Source organism: Streptomyces sp. NPDC090127 (assembly GCF_044746945.1).
Taxonomy (GTDB): domain Bacteria; phylum Actinomycetota; class Actinomycetes; order Streptomycetales; family Streptomycetaceae; genus Streptomyces.
Genome location: NZ_JBIVDE010000002.1, coordinates 935,234 through 951,674, shown reverse-complemented (window position 1 = coordinate 951,674; position 16,441 = coordinate 935,234). Strand labels below are relative to the sequence as shown.

At 72.7% G+C, this 16,441-nt stretch carries 14 protein-coding genes and 1 pseudogene; 8 read left to right on the top strand and 7 right to left on the bottom strand.

The features are described 5' to 3' along the window. The first annotated feature begins 79 nt into the window (after nt 1-79). Nucleotides 80-1,816 (top strand): BCCT family transporter, encoded by a 1,737-nt coding sequence (locus ACIPPS_RS09800; protein ID WP_401428979.1) that lies wholly within the window; start codon nt 80-82, stop codon nt 1,814-1,816. A 47-nt stretch (nt 1,817-1,863) separates the two neighbouring features. Here the strand turns inward: ACIPPS_RS09800 and ACIPPS_RS09795 are convergent, their stop codons facing one another. Continuing rightward, entirely contained in the window at nt 1,864-2,832 is a 969-nt protein-coding gene (locus ACIPPS_RS09795) for an NAD(P)/FAD-dependent oxidoreductase (RefSeq protein ID WP_401428976.1), read from the bottom strand. Nucleotides 2,833-2,904: 72 nt separating this feature from the next. On the opposite strand from ACIPPS_RS09795, the gene ACIPPS_RS09790 reads away from it, so the two are divergent. Genes ACIPPS_RS09790 through ACIPPS_RS09780 form a run of 3 tightly spaced genes read left to right on the top strand, consistent with a single transcriptional unit; the run spans nt 2,905 to nt 5,302 of the window. Beyond that, entirely contained in the window at nt 2,905-4,542 is a 1,638-nt protein-coding gene (locus ACIPPS_RS09790; protein WP_401428974.1) for an ABC-F family ATP-binding cassette domain-containing protein, read from the top strand. After that, nucleotides 4,542-4,898 (top strand): 2-phosphosulfolactate phosphatase, encoded by a 357-nt coding sequence (locus tag ACIPPS_RS09785; protein ID WP_401428971.1) that lies wholly within the window; start codon nt 4,542-4,544, stop codon nt 4,896-4,898. Before ACIPPS_RS09790 ends, ACIPPS_RS09785 begins: the two co-directional genes overlap by 1 nt. Continuing rightward, a complete protein-coding gene (locus ACIPPS_RS09780; protein WP_401428968.1) occupies nt 4,895-5,302 on the top strand; it encodes a hypothetical protein in 408 nt (135 codons plus the stop codon). The genes ACIPPS_RS09785 and ACIPPS_RS09780 overlap by 4 nt, the downstream gene beginning before the upstream one ends. A gap of 99 nt (nt 5,303-5,401) precedes the next feature. On the opposite strand, the gene ACIPPS_RS09775 is transcribed toward ACIPPS_RS09780, so the two are convergent. Both ACIPPS_RS09775 and ACIPPS_RS09770 read right to left on the bottom strand, forming a co-directional pair. After that, nucleotides 5,402-7,804, bottom strand: coding sequence for a Tex family protein (locus ACIPPS_RS09775; RefSeq protein ID WP_401428966.1), 2,403 nt, complete (start codon nt 7,802-7,804; stop codon nt 5,402-5,404). Between the two features lie 141 nt (nt 7,805-7,945). Then, entirely contained in the window at nt 7,946-8,809 is an 864-nt protein-coding gene (locus tag ACIPPS_RS09770; RefSeq protein ID WP_401428965.1) for a hypothetical protein, read from the bottom strand. Between the two features lie 130 nt (nt 8,810-8,939). Here ACIPPS_RS09770 and ACIPPS_RS09765 point away from each other — a divergent pair. Both ACIPPS_RS09765 and ACIPPS_RS09760 read left to right on the top strand, forming a co-directional pair. Continuing rightward, a pseudogene (locus ACIPPS_RS09765) lies at nt 8,940-9,902 on the top strand (GlxA family transcriptional regulator); the annotation flags it as partial. A gap of 219 nt (nt 9,903-10,121) precedes the next feature. Further along, on the top strand, nt 10,122-10,763 hold the full coding sequence (locus tag ACIPPS_RS09760) for a DJ-1/PfpI family protein (RefSeq protein WP_401428963.1): 642 nt from the start codon (nt 10,122-10,124) through the stop codon (nt 10,761-10,763). A 28-nt stretch (nt 10,764-10,791) separates the two neighbouring features. Here ACIPPS_RS09760 and ACIPPS_RS09755 read toward each other — a convergent pair whose 3' ends face one another. Next, a complete protein-coding gene (locus ACIPPS_RS09755) occupies nt 10,792-11,544 on the bottom strand; it encodes an enoyl-CoA hydratase/isomerase family protein (RefSeq protein WP_401428960.1) in 753 nt (250 codons plus the stop codon). Nucleotides 11,545-11,608: 64 nt separating this feature from the next. Between ACIPPS_RS09755 and ACIPPS_RS09750 the strand changes: the two genes are divergently transcribed. Next, nucleotides 11,609-12,283: an HdeD family acid-resistance protein gene (locus ACIPPS_RS09750; protein ID WP_401428958.1), complete on the top strand. Its 675-nt coding sequence runs from the start codon at nt 11,609-11,611 to the stop codon at nt 12,281-12,283. Nucleotides 12,284-12,425: 142 nt separating this feature from the next. Further along, nucleotides 12,426-12,962 (top strand): ATP-binding protein, encoded by a 537-nt coding sequence (locus tag ACIPPS_RS09745; RefSeq protein WP_401428956.1) that lies wholly within the window; start codon nt 12,426-12,428, stop codon nt 12,960-12,962. On the opposite strand, the gene idi is transcribed toward ACIPPS_RS09745, so the two are convergent. The 3 genes from idi to ACIPPS_RS09730 all read right to left on the bottom strand — a co-directional run bounded on the left by idi (nt 12,928) and on the right by ACIPPS_RS09730 (nt 16,081). Next, nucleotides 12,928-13,536 carry an isopentenyl-diphosphate Delta-isomerase gene (gene idi, locus ACIPPS_RS09740; RefSeq protein ID WP_401428953.1) on the bottom strand — a complete coding sequence of 203 codons (609 nt, stop codon included), beginning with the start codon at nt 13,534-13,536 and terminating at the stop codon, nt 12,928-12,930. The two genes, ACIPPS_RS09745 and idi, sit on opposite strands and share 35 nt — an antisense overlap. 142 nt (nt 13,537-13,678) lie before the next feature. Further along, complete coding sequence (locus ACIPPS_RS09735) at nt 13,679-14,932, bottom strand: GNAT family N-acetyltransferase (protein ID WP_401428951.1); 1,254 nt, start codon at nt 14,930-14,932, stop codon at nt 13,679-13,681. Nucleotides 14,933-15,139: 207 nt separating this feature from the next. Further along, nucleotides 15,140-16,081, bottom strand: coding sequence for a cation diffusion facilitator family transporter (locus ACIPPS_RS09730; protein WP_401428949.1), 942 nt, complete (start codon nt 16,079-16,081; stop codon nt 15,140-15,142). Between the last annotated feature and the right edge of the window lie 360 nt (nt 16,082-16,441).

Here is a 16,441-nt window from a genome sequence, read left to right as displayed (position 1 = left end):
CCGGAACTGACGCTTCACCTGTGGTACTGCTGCCATACGGAGTGAGGTATGTCCCGTAATGCCGTGAAAGGTGCCACCTGTGTCGCAGGAAGATCAGAAACCGGGGGACCCCGAGAGCGGTGGTGGCCGGGAAGGCCGGGAGGGTCTGTCGGTGACGGCCGACCTCCCGCGCCACCCCGGAAGCCACCCCAAGGCCCGGACGGACCGGATCGTGTTCGGCGTCACCGCCGTCCTCACCGTCGCCTTCGTGGTCTGGGGTGCCACGGCCACGGACAGCCTGGAGAGCGTCTCCAGCAAGCTCCTCGACGGGCTGATCCGTAACGGCGGCTGGGCGTTCATGCTCGCCGCCTCCGCGTTCGTCATCTTCGCGCTCTGGCTGGCCATCAGCCGCTACGGCCGGATCACCCTCGGCCACGAGAGTGAGGGACCGGAGTTCCGGACCGTGTCGTGGATCGCGATGATGTTCAGCGCGGGCATGGGCATCGGTCTGATGTTCTACGGAGTGAGCGAGCCGCTCGCCCACTACGGCACCCCGCCGCCCGGCACCGACCCCGCGGACTCGGCCGAGCGGATGCAGATCGCGATGGCCACCACCCTCTTCCACTGGACCCTCCACCCGTGGGCGATCTACGCCGTGGTCGGCCTCGCGATCGCCTACTCCACGTTCCGGCGGCGCCGACGGCAGACCATCAGCGCCGTCTTCGTGCCGCTGCTGGGCAAGCGGGCGGCCTACGGGAGCCCGGGCCGGGTCATCGACATCCTGGCCATCTTCGCGACCCTCTTCGGCTCGGCCGCCTCGCTGGGACTCGGCGCGCTCCAGATCGGCAGCGGGTTCGAGGAGTTGGGCTGGATGGAGAAGACCGGCACCGGGCTGCTCGTCGGCATCATCGCCGTGCTGACCGTCGCCTTCGTCCTGTCGGCCGTCTCCGGCGTCGAGAAGGGCATCCAGTGGCTGTCCAACACGAACATGGTGCTGGCGCTGATCTTGGCCGTCTTCGTCTTCATCGCGGGCCCGACCATCATCGTGCTCGACCTGCTGCCCACCTCGATCTTCGCCTACTTCGGCGAACTCCCGCAGCTGGCCGGCCGCACCGAGGCGACCAGCGGCGACAACATCCACGAGTGGCTCGGCAGTTGGACGGTCTTCTACTGGGCGTGGTGGATCTCCTGGACGCCGTTCGTGGGCATGTTCATCGCCCGCATCAGCCGGGGCCGGACCATCCGCCAGTTCGTCGGCGGCGTCATCCTCGTGCCCAGCGTGGTCAGCCTGGTCTGGTTCGCCGTCTTCGGTGGCACCGCGATGAAGCTGAGCGAGGAGGGCCGGCTGGCGGCGGAGACCACGCCCGAGGGGCAACTCTTCGGTGTGCTCCAGGAGTTCCCGATCGCCGGGGCGATGAGCCTGCTCGTGATGATCCTCGTGGGCATCTTCTTCGTGTCCGGCGCGGACGCGGCTTCGATCGTCATGGGCACGCTCTCGCAGCGCGGCTCGTTCGAGCCGACCCGCCCGGTCGTCGTGTTCTGGGGCGTGGTGACCGGCGCCGTCGCCGCGATCATGCTCCTGATCGGCGACGGTCAGGGCGACGCGCTCGCGGGCCTGCAGAACCTCACCATCCTGGTGGCCGCGCCCTTCGTCCTCGTGATGATCGGCATGTGCGTGGCGCTGATGCGGGACCTGCGCAAGGACCCGCTCATCGTCCGGGGCGAGGTGGGCGAGGAGGTCATCGAGCTGGCCGTGATCGCGGGCCACGAGAAGTACGACGGCGACTTCGAACTCCGCATCGGCCCCGGCACGACCCCACCGGACGCCAAGAGCTGAAACCGGGCGCACCGCACGGCCCGGGAGGCGGACGCCTCCCGGGCCCCTCAGCCGCAGGCCAGGTCCGCCGCGCGCCGGGCGCAGCCCCAGGCGACCGTGACGCCCGCGCCGCCGTGCCCGTAGTTGTGGACCAGGCGGCCACCGGAGGGCAGCGGCTCCGCGTCCAGCCGGACACCGCCGGCCCGGGCGGGCCGCAGCCCCACCCGGTGCCCGAGGACCCGTGCGCCGGCGATCTCCGGCCGGATCCGGGCGCACCGCGCCACGATCGCCGCCGCCGTCGCCGGATCGGGCTCCAGCCGTTCGTCGCCCTCCTGGGCGGTCCCGCCCAGGATCAGCCGCCCCGGCTGCGGGAAGAAGTACGTCGTCTCGCTCGACGCCCCGTCGGCCGCCGTGAACCATTCCTCGATCCCCGGGTTCTCCACCAGCACCAGCTGCCCGCGCACCGGCCGCAGCCCCGCGTCCGGTACGAGATCCCGCGCGCCGAACCCCGCGCAGTCCACCACCACCCGCGCCGACCGCGCCGCCTCGGCGAACCCGGTCACCGTCCGCTGCTCGACGACGCCACCGGCCGCCTCGACCCGCCCCCGCAGCCACGCCAGGTGGACCGGCATGTCGATCAGCGGCAACCGTGCCGCGAGGCCCGTGCCGTGGGGCCCCGGCACCTGGGCCGCCGTGAGCTGCCGCAGCCCCGAGACCTCCCGCGCCCAGTCGCCCAGCTCGGCGAGGGTGGTGTCGGCGTGGACACCGGCCACGATGCGCACCCCCGTCCCCACGGGATCGGCGGCGAGCTTCTCGTACACGCGCAGCGACTCCAGCGACCAGCCGCCCACCTGCTCCGCGGGCTCGATCCGGTACGGCCACCACAGCGCCCCCGCCACCGCCGACGTCGTCCCCGCCGCCGGATCCCGGGACCAGACCCGTACCCGCAGGCCGCGCTCGGCCAGCGTCAGGGCCGTGGTCAGACCTATGACCCCGCCGCCCACCACGACCACGTCGTCGATCACGTCGTCACTCATGGCCGGACCGTACCGGGACCCGTTCGGGCGCACCACGGTGCGTCGGGCCGGTGGCTTACGATTCATCCCCTGATGACTGCCACTCTCGTCGCCAAGGACCTCGCCGCCGGCCACGGCGAACGCTCCCTCTTCGCCGGCCTCGACCTCGTCGTCGCCCCCGGCGACGTCATCGGCCTCGTCGGCGTCAACGGCGCCGGCAAGTCGACGCTGCTGCGGCTGCTCGCGGGCCTCGACACCCCCGAGGAAGGCGAGCTGAAGCTCTCGCCGCCCACCGCCACCGTCGGCCATCTCCCGCAGGAGCCCGAGCGGCGCGAGGGGGAGACGGTCCGGGAGTTCCTGGCCCGCCGCACGGGCGTGGCGGCCGCACAGGTCGCCATGGACGAGGCGACCCAGGGCCTGGTCGACGGGGCGCCCGGCGCCGACGACGCGTACGCCGTGAGCCTGGAGCGCTGGCTCGGCCTCGGCGGCGCCGACCTCGACGAACGCGCCGAGGAGGTCGCCGGGTCCCTCGGTCTGACCGTCGGCCTCGACCAGCGGATGACCTCGCTCTCCGGCGGTCAGGCCGCCCGCGCGGGCCTCGCCTCGCTCCTCCTCTCCCGCTACGACGTCTTCCTGCTCGACGAGCCCACCAACGACCTGGACCTCGACGGCCTGGAGCGGCTCGAAGGCTTCGTCCAGGGGCTGCGCGCCGGCACGGTCGTCATCAGCCACGACCGCGAGTTCCTCACCCGTACGGTCACCAAGGTCCTGGAACTCGACCTCGCCCAGCAGCAGATCACGCTCTACGGCGGCGGTTACGAGGCATACCTGGAGGAGCGGGACACCGCCCGCCGGCACGCCCGCGAGGACTTCGAGGAGTACGCCGACAAGAAGGCCGCGCTCGAAGGCCGCGCGCTGATGCAGCGCAACTGGATGGACAAGGGCGTCCGCAACGCCCGCCGCAAGGCGACCGACAACGACAAGCTCGGCCGGAAGCTGCGCGGCGAGGCGAGCGAGAAGCAGGCCGCGAAGGCCCGCCAGACGCAGCGGATGATCGAGCGGCTCGACACCGTCGAGGAGCCCCGCAAGGAGTGGGAACTGCGGATGGAGATCGCCGCCGCGCCGCGCTCGGGCTCGGTCGTGGCGACCCTGCGCGAGGCCGAGGTCCGGCGCGGCGACTTCCGCTTCGGGCCCGCCACCCTCCAGATCGACTGGGCCGACCGGGTCGCGATCACCGGTGCCAACGGTGCCGGCAAGTCGACGCTGCTCGCCGCGCTCCTCGGCCGCCTCCCGCTCGACGCGGGCGACGCGGTGCTCGGCTCGGGCGTCGTCGTCGGCGAGGTCGACCAGGCCCGCCGGCTCTTCCACGGCTCGGAGTCGCTGCTCGACGCGTTCTGCGCGGCCGTCCCCGAGACCGAGCCGGCGGAGGTACGGACGCTGCTCGCGAAGTTCGGCCTCAAGGCCGCGCACGTGCTGCGGCCCGCCACCACGCTCTCCCCGGGCGAGCGGACCCGCGCCGCTCTCGCCCTCCTCCAGGGCCGGGGCGTCAATCTGCTCGTCCTCGACGAGCCGACGAACCACCTGGACCTGGCGGCGATCGAGCAGCTGGAGTCCGCGCTCGACTCCTACACCGGCACGCTCCTGCTGGTCACCCACGACCGGCGCATGCTGGACGCGGTCCACACCACCCGGCGCGTCGAGGTCGCGGCCGGCAAGGTGACCGAGCTCTGATGGGCGTCGGCTTCGGCGGGAGCCCGACGGAGGCGGCCGCCCTCGCCCGGGACGCCGTCCCGGGCGGGCGACGGCCCGACGGCTCCCTGCGCCCGGCCCTGGAGGACCTCCCGGGCGCGAGCGCGGTCCTGTCGGCGCTGTCCGCCCCGGGGCCGTACGACCTGACGGCCCAGGCGCGGGCGGCGGTGACGCTGTGGGAGGCGACGGAGGACCCGGCGGCGGAGCTGCACCGCTGCGATTCAGGGCGTGAACTGTACGAGTACGGCTATCCGCAGGACGTCGCGGTGGCCGCCGAGGTCGACACCTCGAAGACCGTCCCCGTCCTGAGGGACGGCGCATTCCAGGAGACACCATGACCGACCTGCTGACCCGGCTCACCCAGATGCTGGACGACCTCGACGCCGACGTCGACGAGACCATCGACCTCGCCGACGAGATCGCCGCCTCGGGCGACGCGGCGATGCTGCCCCGCCTCCAGGCCGAACTGGACCGGGCCCTCGTCGAGCGCAACGCCTACGCCCGCGAGCTCCTCGGCGGTGTCCTCGCCGCGATCGGCGGCCCGGACGCCCTGCCGGCGCTCCTGCGGGCCTCCGCCGTCGACCTCGGCGACGACCAGGACTCCCTGGCGGCGGAGATCGTCGACCTGGTCCAGGCCGACCCGACCCGCTCCAGCGCCCTTCTCCAGCCCCTCACCCAGGACGACGACCTGACGGTCGCCCACCGCGCGGAGTGGGCGCTGCGCTTCCTGCCGAACGCGTAACGGGGGCCTGGACGGCCCGCGCCTCCGGCCCTGGTGCGGGTGGGCGGACGCGACGACGGGCCCGGCCACCAGGCCGGGCCCGTCGTCGCGTCCCGTCCGTCAGCGGCCGCGTCGCTTGCCGCCGTCACCCTCGTTCAGGAGACCCGCCTTGCGCAGGGCGTCCGCCATCGCGCTGTTCGACGGGGCCGGGGCCTGGGAGCGGCCCCGGTCGGAGACGCCACCGCCGCCGCCCGCGCCGCGGCGCTGCTGCGGCGGGCGACCACCGCGCTCTCCGCGCTCGCCGCGGTCCCGCCGCTCCCGCTGTGGAGCCGCCGTCGCCTCCGCCGTCGCCTCGTCGTCGAGCCGCAGCGTCAGCGAGATCCGCTTGCGCGGGATGTCGACGTCCAGGACCTTCACCCGGACCACGTCACCCGGCTTCACCACGTCGCGCGGGTCCTTGACGAAGGTCTTCGACATCGCCGACACATGGACGAGCCCGTCCTGGTGCACGCCGATGTCCACGAACGCCCCGAACGCCGCCACGTTCGTGACCACGCCCTCCAGGACCATCCCCGACACCAGGTCGCCGATCTTCTCGACGCCCTCCTTGAAGGTCGCCGTCTTGAACGCGGGCCGCGGGTCCCGTCCCGGCTTCTCCAGCTCGCGCAGGATGTCGGTGACCGTCGGCAGACCGAAGGTCTCGTCCACGAACGCGTCCGCCCGCAGCGACCGCAGCACCCCGGTGTTGCCGATCAGGGAGGCGACCTCGCCACCCGTCGTCTTCACCATCCGCCGCACCACCGGGTACGCCTCCGGGTGCACCGAGGACGCGTCCAGCGGGTCGTCGCCGCCCCGGATCCGCAGGAAGCCCGCGCACTGCTCGTACGCCTTCGGGCCGAGCCGCGCCACGTTCTTCAGCGCCTTGCGCGACGTGAAGGGGCCGTTCGCGTCGCGGTGCGCGACGATGTTCTCGGCCAGCCCCGCGCCGATGCCCGACACCCGCGAAAGCAGCGGCGCGGACGCGGTGTTGACGTCGACACCGACACCGTTCACACAGTCCTCGACGACCGCGTCCAGCGAGCGCGAGAGCTTCACCTCGGACAGGTCGTGCTGGTACTGCCCGACGCCGATCGACTTCGGGTCGATCTTCACCAGCTCGGCCAGCGGGTCCTGAAGGCGCCGCGCGATCGACACGGCGCCCCGCAACGAGACGTCCAGTTCCGGCAGTTCCTGCGAGGCGAAGGCCGAGGCCGAGTAGACCGAGGCGCCCGCCTCCGAGACCATCACCTTGGTGAGCTTCAACTCGGGGTGCTTGGCGATCAGTTCGGCGGCGAGCTTGTCCGTCTCACGGGAGGCCGTGCCGTTGCCGATGGCGACCAGCTCGACCGCGTGCTCCTTCGCCAACCCCGCCAGCTTCGCCAGCGACTCGTCCCACCTGTTCGCCGGGACGTGCGGGTGGATGGTGTCGGTGGCCACCACCTTGCCCGTGCCGTCGACCACGGCCACCTTGACCCCCGTACGGAAGCCGGGGTCCAGGCCCAGCGTCGCCCGCGTCCCCGCCGGGGCGGCGAGCAGCAGGTCCCGCAGGTTCGCCGCGAAGACCCGGACCGCCTCGTCCTCGGCTGCCGTCCGCAGCCGCAGCCGCAGGTCGATCCCGAGGTGGACCAGGATCCGCGTCCGCCACGCCCAACGGACCGTGTCGAGCAGCCACTTGTCGCCCGGACGACCCCGCTCGGCCACACCGAAGCGCGCGGCGACCATCCCTTCGTACGCGGAAGGACCGGGGGTCTGCGAGGGCTCCTCCGGCTCCAGCTCCAGGGTGAGGACGTCCTCCTTCTCGCCACGCAGCATCGCGAGGATCCGGTGCGAGGGGAGCGCGGTGAAGGGCTCCGCGAAGTCGAAGTAGTCGGCGAACTTCGCGCCCGCCTCCTCCTTGCCCTCCCGCACCTTCGCGGCCAGCCGGCCCCGGCTCCACATCCGCTCCCGCACCTCGCCGATCAGGTCGGCGTCCTCGGAGAACCGCTCCGTGAGGATGGCGCGGGCGCCCTCCAGGGCCGCGGCCGCGTCGGCGACACCCTTCTCGGCGTCCACGAAGGCCGCCGCGGCGACCGCCGGCTCCACCGAAGGGTCGGTGAGCAGCCCTTCCGCCAGCGGTGCGAGACCGGCCTCACGGGCGATCTGCGCCTTGGTGCGGCGCTTGGGCTTGAAGGGCAGATAGATGTCCTCCAGCCGGGCCTTGGTGTCGGCGGCCCGGAGCTGCGCCTCCACCTCGGCCGTCAGCTTCCCCTGCTCCCGTACGGAGTCGAGGATGGCGGTCCGCCGGTCCTCCAGCTCCCGCAGATAGCGCAGCCGCTCCTCCAGCGTGCGCAGCTGGGCGTCGTCGAGCATCTCGGTCGCTTCCTTGCGGTAGCGCGCGATGAACGGCACGGTCGAGCCGCCGTCGAGCAGCTCGACGGCCGCCCTCACCTGTCGCTCACGTACGCCGAGTTCCTCGGCGATCCTGCCTTCGATGGACGTCGTCACGGTGTCCCGACTCGCCTTCTCGTGCCTCAAGCTTGCGAGTGCATTGTGCCGTCTTCCCCGCCGGAACCCCGCACGCGCCCCGGGCCGTGTCCGGAACAGTCCCCGGCCCCGACGGGTCCGCGCCCGCCCGGACCGGTGCCGTCAGCCCTTGTCGTTGAGGTCCGCCGGGAAGGCGCCGGCCAGGAACGCCGCGTTGCGGAAGGCCTTGCCCAGCTCCGTCAGCCGCTCCACGCCCGCCGCGCCCAGGTGCTCGTAGGGGGCGGTGTCCAGGCGGTCCGTCAGCTCCTCCAGCTCCTCGCGCAGCGCCGTGCCCTCGGCGGTGAGCTCGCCCTGAGCGTCCAGCACGCCGCGCTCGCGCAGCCGGCCGAGGGCGGCGTCCCAGTCGGCGCGCGCCCATCCCCGGGCGCGCAGCGACCACCGCGGGTTCATGCCCATGCCCGTGGCGGTGTGGCTGACCATCGCCTCCAGCGGGTCGAGGCCCACGGTCAGCAGGGCCGCCAGGTGGCCGTCGCCCCGGTGCTCGCGCAGCAGCGTCGCGGCGTGCCAGTACCGCAGGTGCGGCGCCTCGGGGACCGGCAGGTCGGCGTGGGCCGAGTAGAGCGGCCGGGCGTGCCGGGTGCAGGCCTCGGTGGCGCGCAGGGCGAGCTCGGCGGCCTCCGCCATCTCGGCCGAGGCGATCGCCTCCTCACCCAGCAGCCGGCGCAGCGTGCTGTCCACGGTCCGCAGCCGCGCGGCCCCCACCTCGGCGGGGGAGGCGATGTCCCAGACGGCGGGCAGGTGCCGGGCCAGGAAGGCGACGTTGTAGTTGGAGAAGGTCGCGGCGACGGTGCCCGCGCCGACGGCCCCCATCGCGGCGCTGCGCGAGGCGAGCCGCATGGCCGACTGGTCCTCGAAGCCCAGCGCCTTGAACTCGGTGTCCAGGTCCGGCGAGAAGTACACCGTGGAGTGGACGGGGTTGAGCACGTGGTGGCAGCGGCGGCCCGCGCGGGGCGGCAGAGAAGTCATGGACAGAACGTTACCGACTGGTCGGTACGGAGGGCAGTCCGGGGGGCGTCCCGATCCCCGACCCCCGGATGGCAGGAAAGGTGGGGTCTTCGTCATTGCGGCCATGCGGCGACCGCCGAAGGATGGAGCCATGACGAAACGACCCGTGCTCTTCGTCCTCTTCGACGGAGTGCAGAGCCTGGACGTCACCGGCCCGCTCGAGGTGTTCGCCGGTGCCGACCGCCTGGGCGGCGGCGGAGGAGGCGGTACGTACCCGCTCACCACCGCCTCGCTCGACGGCGGGCCGGTCCGCTCGCACAGCGGGCTGCGGATCCTCCCCGACACCACCCTCGCCGACGCGAACCGCCCGCACACCCTGGTCGTCCCCGGCGGCGAGGGCACCCGGCACCCCGACCCGCGCCTGATCGACTGGCTGCGTACGAACGCGCCGCGCGCCGACCGTCTGGTCTCCGTCTGCACGGGCGCCCTGCTGCTCGCCGAGGCCGGGCTCCTCGACGGACACCGGGCCACCACGCACTGGATCGCCTGCGACCACCTCGCCCGCTGCTACCCGCAGGTCGAGGTGGACCCGGACCCGATCTTCGTGCGGGACGGCAACCTCTCCACCTCCGCAGGCGTCACCGCGGGCATCGACCTGGCCCTCGCCCTGGTCGAGGAGGACCTCGGCCGGCAGGCCGCGCTCACCGTCGCCCGGCATCTCGTCGTCTTTCTGCGCCGCCCCGGCAACCAGGCCCAGTTCAGCGCCCAGCTCGCCGCCCAGACCGCCCACCGCCCGTCCCTGCGCGACCTCCAGCACTGGATCACCGAGCACCCCGCCGGGGACCTCTCCGTGGAGGCCCTGGCGGCACGCGCCCGGCTCTCGCCGCGGCATTTCGCCCGCGCCTTCCGGGAGGAGACCGGCACCACGCCGGGCCGGTACGTGGACCGGGTGCGGCTCGAACACGCCCGCAGGCTCCTGGAGGAGAACGGCGACGGGGTCCAGGAGGTCGCCCGCGCCGCCGGTTACGGCACGCCCGAGGCCATGCGCCGGGCCTTCGTCAAGGCGCTCGGCACCGCCCCCGCCGAGTACCGCCGCCGCTTCCACACCCCGGCACCACCCCCCGTACGCGCACCACCCGTCGTACCCGCACCCGCACCACCGGCCGTACCCGGACCACCCGCCGTAACCAGGCCACCCGCCGTACCCGCGCCACCCGCCGTACCCGCACCACCCGCCGTACCCGCACCAGCGGCCGTACCCGGACAACCCGCGATACCCGCACCACCGGCCTGATCCCACCGCCCGCCCGAGCCCACCCCGGAAAGGGACCTCATGCAGATCGCCGTGCTGCTCTACGACCGTTTCACCACCCTCGACGCCGTCGGCCCCTATGAGCTCCTCGCCCGTCTCCCCGGAGCCGAGACCGTCTTCGTCGCCAAGGAGGCGGGCCCCGTCCGCAACGACCAGGGCAGCCTCGCCCTCGTCGCCGACAGGACCCTCGCCGAGGTCCCGGACCCCGACATCGTCCTCGTCCCCGGCGGCCCCGGCGCCCGGGAGGCGATGAAGGACCCGGAGATCCTCGCCTGGCTCCGTACCGCCGACGCGACCAGCACCTGGACCACCTCCGTCTGCACCGGCTCCCTGATCCTGGGCGCCGCCGACCTGCTCGCCGACCGCCGTGCCACGACGCACTGGCTGGCGTACGAGGAGCTGCGCGCGCTCGGTGTCGAGCCGACCGGTGAGCGGGTCGTCTTCGACGGCAAGTACGTCACCGCCGCCGGGGTCTCCTCCGGCATCGACATGGCGCTGCACCTGCTCGGCCGGATCGCCGGCGACGAGGCCGCCCAGACCATCCAGCTGCTGACCGAGTACGACCCCCAGCCGCCCTACGACGCCGGTTCGCCGGAGAAGGCCCCCGCCGCGATCGTCGCCCACTGGCGCGGCACGGCCGTCGAGGAGCTCGCCGACCGCTGATCCGGCCCGGGCGCCGGGCCCCGCCCGGTCAGACGCCGTACGTGAAGCGCGGCGCGCGGCGCTCCAGGAAGGCGGCGACCCCCTCGGCGGTGTCGCCGCTGCCGCGTGCCTGCTCCGTCCAGTGCGCGTCCCGGTCGGTGCGGCCGTCGGCGAACTCCTTCGCCGCCGACTGGGTGAGCAGTGAGCGACCGACGAGCACCCGGGTGAACTCGCCCACCCGCTTGTCCAGTTCGCCCTCCGGCAGGACCTCGTCCACCAGGCCGGTGCGCAGCGCACGTGCGGAGTCGATCAGCTCTCCGGAGAAGAGCAGGTACTTCGCGGCGGAGGGCCCCACCAGCGCGGCCAGCCGGCGCGTCGAGGAGGAGGGGTAGACGATCCCGAGCTTCGCCGGGGTGACCCCGAACCGCGCGCCCTCCTCGGCGAACCGCAGATCGCAGGCGGCCGCGAGCTGGCTGCCGCCGCCCACGCAGTAGCCCCGGACGGCCGCGAGCGTCGGTTTGGGAAAGGCGGCGAGCGCCTCCTCGGCCGCCACCGCGAGCGACTGCTGCTCGTCGCCCGGCTCCCGCAGCGTCGAGATGTCCGCGCCCGCGCAGAAGGTGCCGCCCTCGCCGGTGACCACCAGCGCGCGGACCGCCGGGTCGGCCGCGAGCGGCGCGAGCAGCCCCGGCAGGGACCGCCACATCGCGGCCGTCATCGCGTTGCGTTTGGCCGGGTTGGTGATGACGACGGTGGCGACCGTGTCGGCGACGACGACCCTCAGCTGCGGCTCGGTGGCATCCATGCGCCGGATGCTATCCGGGCACCTCGACCGTACGATCGACAGAGGGGTCGAGGAGGAGGCGCACATGGCCCGGGATTCCCACGCCACGACCGACGAGGGCGCCTTCGACGCCGTGCACGAGGGCAAGAAGCTCAGCCGCAGCCTCGGCCGGCTCGCCTTCCTCGGCGTCCTGCTGGCACTCGCCGGGATCGTCGGCCTCTTCTACACCGGTTTCGCCACCCTCACCTCGATGCTGCTCTTCGGCTGGCTGCTGCTCATCGGCGGCGTCGTGGGCCTGCTGCACGCCATCGAGTCGCGCGGCAGCAACTTCTTCTGGCTCGCCGTGGTGGTGGCGGCGCTGAACATCGCGGCCGGTGTCGTGGTGATCCGGCACCCGGAGGGCTCGGCCGAGGCGCTGACCATGTTCGCCGCCCTGCTCTTCCTCACGGGTGGGGTCTTCCGTCTGGTGGGCAGCGTCGTGGTGCGCGGGCCGCAGTTCGGCTGGACCCTCCTCCAGGGAGCCTTCGGGATCCTCCTGGGTCTGCTGGTCCTCTTCGACTGGCCGGACAGCAGCCGGTACGTCCTGGGTGTCTTCTTCTCGCTGGCCCTGCTCTTCGACGGCCTCGGGCTGATCGCGATCGGCATCGGGGGCCGCCGTATCGTCGGCATGGTCACGCCACCCGACCCGGTGCCGACGGACACCCCGCCGGCCGACTCTTCCGCCGCCCCTCCGAAGGTGTCAACCGAGGATCAGGAGTAGTCGAACAACTGACGTTGGCATACTCACCCGATCAGAATGCGGTCGATAAGTGTCGACTTCTGGTCAGTAGCCCGGTCCGCACCTGCGGATTACCAAGACTTGACTCGTGGCGACAATCGAGCAAGAGGGTGGGAGCCGGACTATGGAGAGCCGCGGGAGCGTCCCCGCACGGCCACCGTCCTACGAAGGGGTCTGGCGCTTCACCGCTCCCGCGGTCGACGTCTCCGTTCCGCAGGCCCGGCACGCCGTACGGGACCTGCTGGTCCGTCAGGGAGTACCGGCACACGACGACACGGTCCAGGGCCTGCTCCTGATCGTCTCGGAGCTGGTCACCAACGCCGTGAAGCACGCGGCGCTGCTCTCCCCGGAAGTGGCGGTGGAGGTGGCGATCGGCGCGGAGTGGATCCGGGTGTCCGTCGAGGACAACCATCCGTACCGACCCAAGGCGCTGGAGGCGGACTGGGGCCAGACGGGCGGCCGCGGGCTGCTGCTGGTCCGGGAGATCGCCCTGGGGTCCGGCGGCGCCTGCGACGTGGAGCACACCGCAGGCGGCGGGAAGATCATCTGGGCCGCGCTGCCCCTGAACCCGGAGTTCGTGGCGCCGGGGGAGCCGTCGACGGCGCTCCCCCCGGCCGCGCCCGGGATCACCAGCCCCCGGCGGGACCCGTCAGCTCCTTGATCGCCGGACGCGCGGCGTCCAGGACGGTCATGAACCAGGCGGAGAACGGTGCGCTCGCGTGCCGCTCCATCAGCTCCTCCGCCGTCACGAAGGCGGTCTCCTCGACCTCCTCCGCATCCGGCCGCAGCTCGGTCTGCGCCATGCCGACGAAGAGGTGGTTGTACTCCTGCTCCACCAGGCCCGACGCCGGGTCCGGGTGGTTGTAGCGGACCGTGCCCGCCTCGGCGAGCAGCGAGGGGGAGATCCCCAGCTCCTCGTACGTCCGCCGGGCTGCGGCCGCGAAGGGCGCCTCGCCCGGGTACGGGTGGCCGCAGCAGGTGTTGGACCAGACGCCGGGGGAGTGGTACTTGCCGAGCGCGCGCCGCTGGAGCAGCAGCCGGCCCGACTCGTCGAAGAGGAAGACGGAGAACGCCCGGTGCAGCTGCCCGGGGGCCTGATGCGCGGCGAGCTTCTCCTCCGTACCGATGGTGATGCCGTTCTCGTCGACCAGTTCGAGCATGATCGACGCCTGGGCTGCGGTCGGCTGGACCCCGTTCGACGAGGTGGGAGCCACGCTGGCTGATGTGGTCGGCATAACCGTCCTTCGCTTCGGTCTCGGCCCGGAGGGGCTCCCTCAGTCTGCCGCACAAAAGCCGCTTGTCCGTACTTCGGTGGCCCGGACATGGCCCGCTCCCACCGCTCCGGAGTACACCGGCGCGGCGGGAGCGGGCGGGGCGTCAGACGCCGAAGGCCGCCGGATAGTGGATCGTGCCCGACGGGACCGGGTCCGAGCCGTCCAGGACGAGCGCCCTCATGGCCTCGTCCGGAACGTCGAAGGACGGCCGAATTCCATATTCAGACGCCCGTACGAAGCCGAACCGGGGGTAGTACTCCGGATGACCGAGGACCAGCACGACCCGCTCCCCGCGCAGCCGCGCGGCGTCGAGAACGGCCCGGACGACGGCCTCCCCGGCGCCCTGCCGCTGGTGCTCCGGCGCGACGGCGACCGGCGCGAGCGCCGCCGCCGGAACACCGTCGACCCGGCAGCGGGTGATCAGCGCGTGCGCGGCGACCGAGCCGTCCGGAGCCTCGGCCACGAACGACAGACCCGGCAGCCAGGCCTCGCCGTCCGCGCGGAGGGCGTCGACCAGATCGGCCTCCGCCGGTGTCTCGAAGGCCGCCGCGTTGACGGCCCGGACGGACGGGACGTCGGCGGTGGTCTCCGCGCGCGTCGGCCACCGGGGGTCGACCGGCCGCAGGACGTAACCGGTGTAGCCGTACTCGCCGCCGTGGTCACGGCGCACGGCGAGCTCCGCGCGGGTCGAGGCGAGGGCCTCGGCCATGCCCGGAGCGGACGGGTCCGCGGCGTCGGCCCGCGCGGCGAGCGGACCGTAGTACTCCTGCCAGTCGCTCTCGGGCTGCGGGACCACGCCGAGGACGTGGTAGCCGCCCTCGACGGCCGCCGCGGTGTTCGCGGCCCTGGTGCGGAGCGGGTAGTGCTGGTCCCAGAAGGCGCGGGCCGCCCGGCTCGGCTCGTCCACCGTCCACTCGCAGTCGGTGAGCACGAGCGTGCCGCCGGTGGCCGTCAGCCGGCGCCAGGAGCGCAGCGCGGTGTCGAAGCCGAGGGCGTAGGCCGAGCTCTCGGCCCAGACGAGGTCGAAGGACCCGTCGGGGAACGGCAGCTCGCCCATGTCGGCGCGGAGCGTACGGATCCGGTCGCCGAGCCCACGGGCGTGGGCGGTCTGCCGCAGCTCGTCGAGGAACGGCTGGTGCAGATCGACGGCCGTCACCTCGGCCCCGGCCTCGGCGGCCAGGAGCAGCGCGGAGCGGCCGGGACCGCAGCCCAGGTCGAGCACACGGGGCCGCTCGGGGAGCGGTCCGGCCGTCGCGAGCAGGCGGCGGGTGGTGGCGTCGGAGCCCGGACCCTGGCGCGGAAGGCCGTGGTGCAGGGCGAAGAAGGCGTCGTGGAGCGCGTTGGTGTGGTCGGACAACGTGGGAACCCTTGGGTGAGAGGGCCCCGGCCGACGGGTGATCGGGTCGGAAGAACCGGGATCAGGTCAGCCGAAGGCCCGGAAGCTGAAGCTGGACCGGGCGCTGCCGCACTGGGCAGCCTCCATCGCGACGGTCATCAACCCCAGCTCCTCTCGTATCTCACCGGTCGAACGGCTCGAACGCGTGTCGATCAAGCCTAACAGCGCTCACAGACACAGCTTCGCCTCGTGCTCGGCGTGACCGACCGGCTCCAGCTGGAAGGTGCAGTGCTCCACGTCGAAGTGGGAGCCCAGGCAGCCCTGCAGGTCGTGCAGCATCTTCTCGTGGCCGACGGAGTCGAGCGCCGCCTGGTCCACCACCACATGGGCCGAGAGCACCGGCATCCCGGACGTGATCGTCCAGGCGTGCAGGTCGTGGACGTCCTCGACGCCCGGCAGGGCCAGTACGTGCGCCCGGACCTCGGCCATGTCGACGCCCTTGGGAGCCGACTCCAGCAGGACGTCCAGCGTCTCGCGCAGCAGCTTGACCGTGCGGGGCACGATCATCAGGCCGATCAGGATCGAGGCGATCGGGTCGGCGTACTGCCAGCCGGTGGCCAGGATGATGCCGGCCGAGACGATCACCGTCACCGAGCCGAGCGCGTCCGCGAGCACCTCCAGATAGGCCCCGCGCACGTTCAGGCTCTCCTTCTGGCCGCGCACCAGGAGGGAGAGCGAGACCATGTTGGCGACCAGACCGATCAGCGCGAACATGATCGCCACCCCGCCCTTGGTCTCGGCCGGCTCGATGAAGCGCTGGACCGCCTCGTAGAGCAGGTAGGTGCCGACGCCCAGTAGCAGCAGACAGTTGGCGAGTGCGGCGAGGATCTCGGCCCGGGCGAAGCCGTAGGTGCGGTTCTCGGTGGGCGGGCGGTTGGCGAAGTGGATGGCCAGCAGGGCCATCGCGAGGCCCACCGCGTCGGTCGCCATGTGGGCCGCGTCGGCGATCAGGGCGAGCGAGTCGGCGAGGACGCCACCGATGATCTCGACCACCATCACGGAGAGCGTGATCGCGAGCGCGATCCGCAACCGGCCCCGGTAGGCCGCGGCGGCGGTCCCCGTGGGCGGGGGTCCGCCGTGGCTGTGCCCGTGGTCGTGTCCAGCCCCCATGACGTGGCCTCTCCCTCGTGTCGTGAGCCGGTGTTCGACTCGCTCCGTACCCCTTCGAATCGCCAGTGAACTACGGGTGGGGGGTATCTGCAACACGGCACTGAACACCGTTGTCATATCATCTGACCTGCGGTGATGCGGGTTCGGTGGCGTGGCGTGCGAGGGTGGGTCCGGACAGCCGGTCGACACGGTTTGTGAGGCGGCGGGTCGATCACCCATGATGATCTCCGCGGGGCCTGGCGCACTCGGACGGATTCGAGTGGGCCCGGGGGAGTCCGCACCGCAAAGCCTCGGTGAACTCCCGCCCCTGTCCATCCGATAGCCTCAGCCGACGTCCCGCCGCCCGATGCCGGGCCGAGC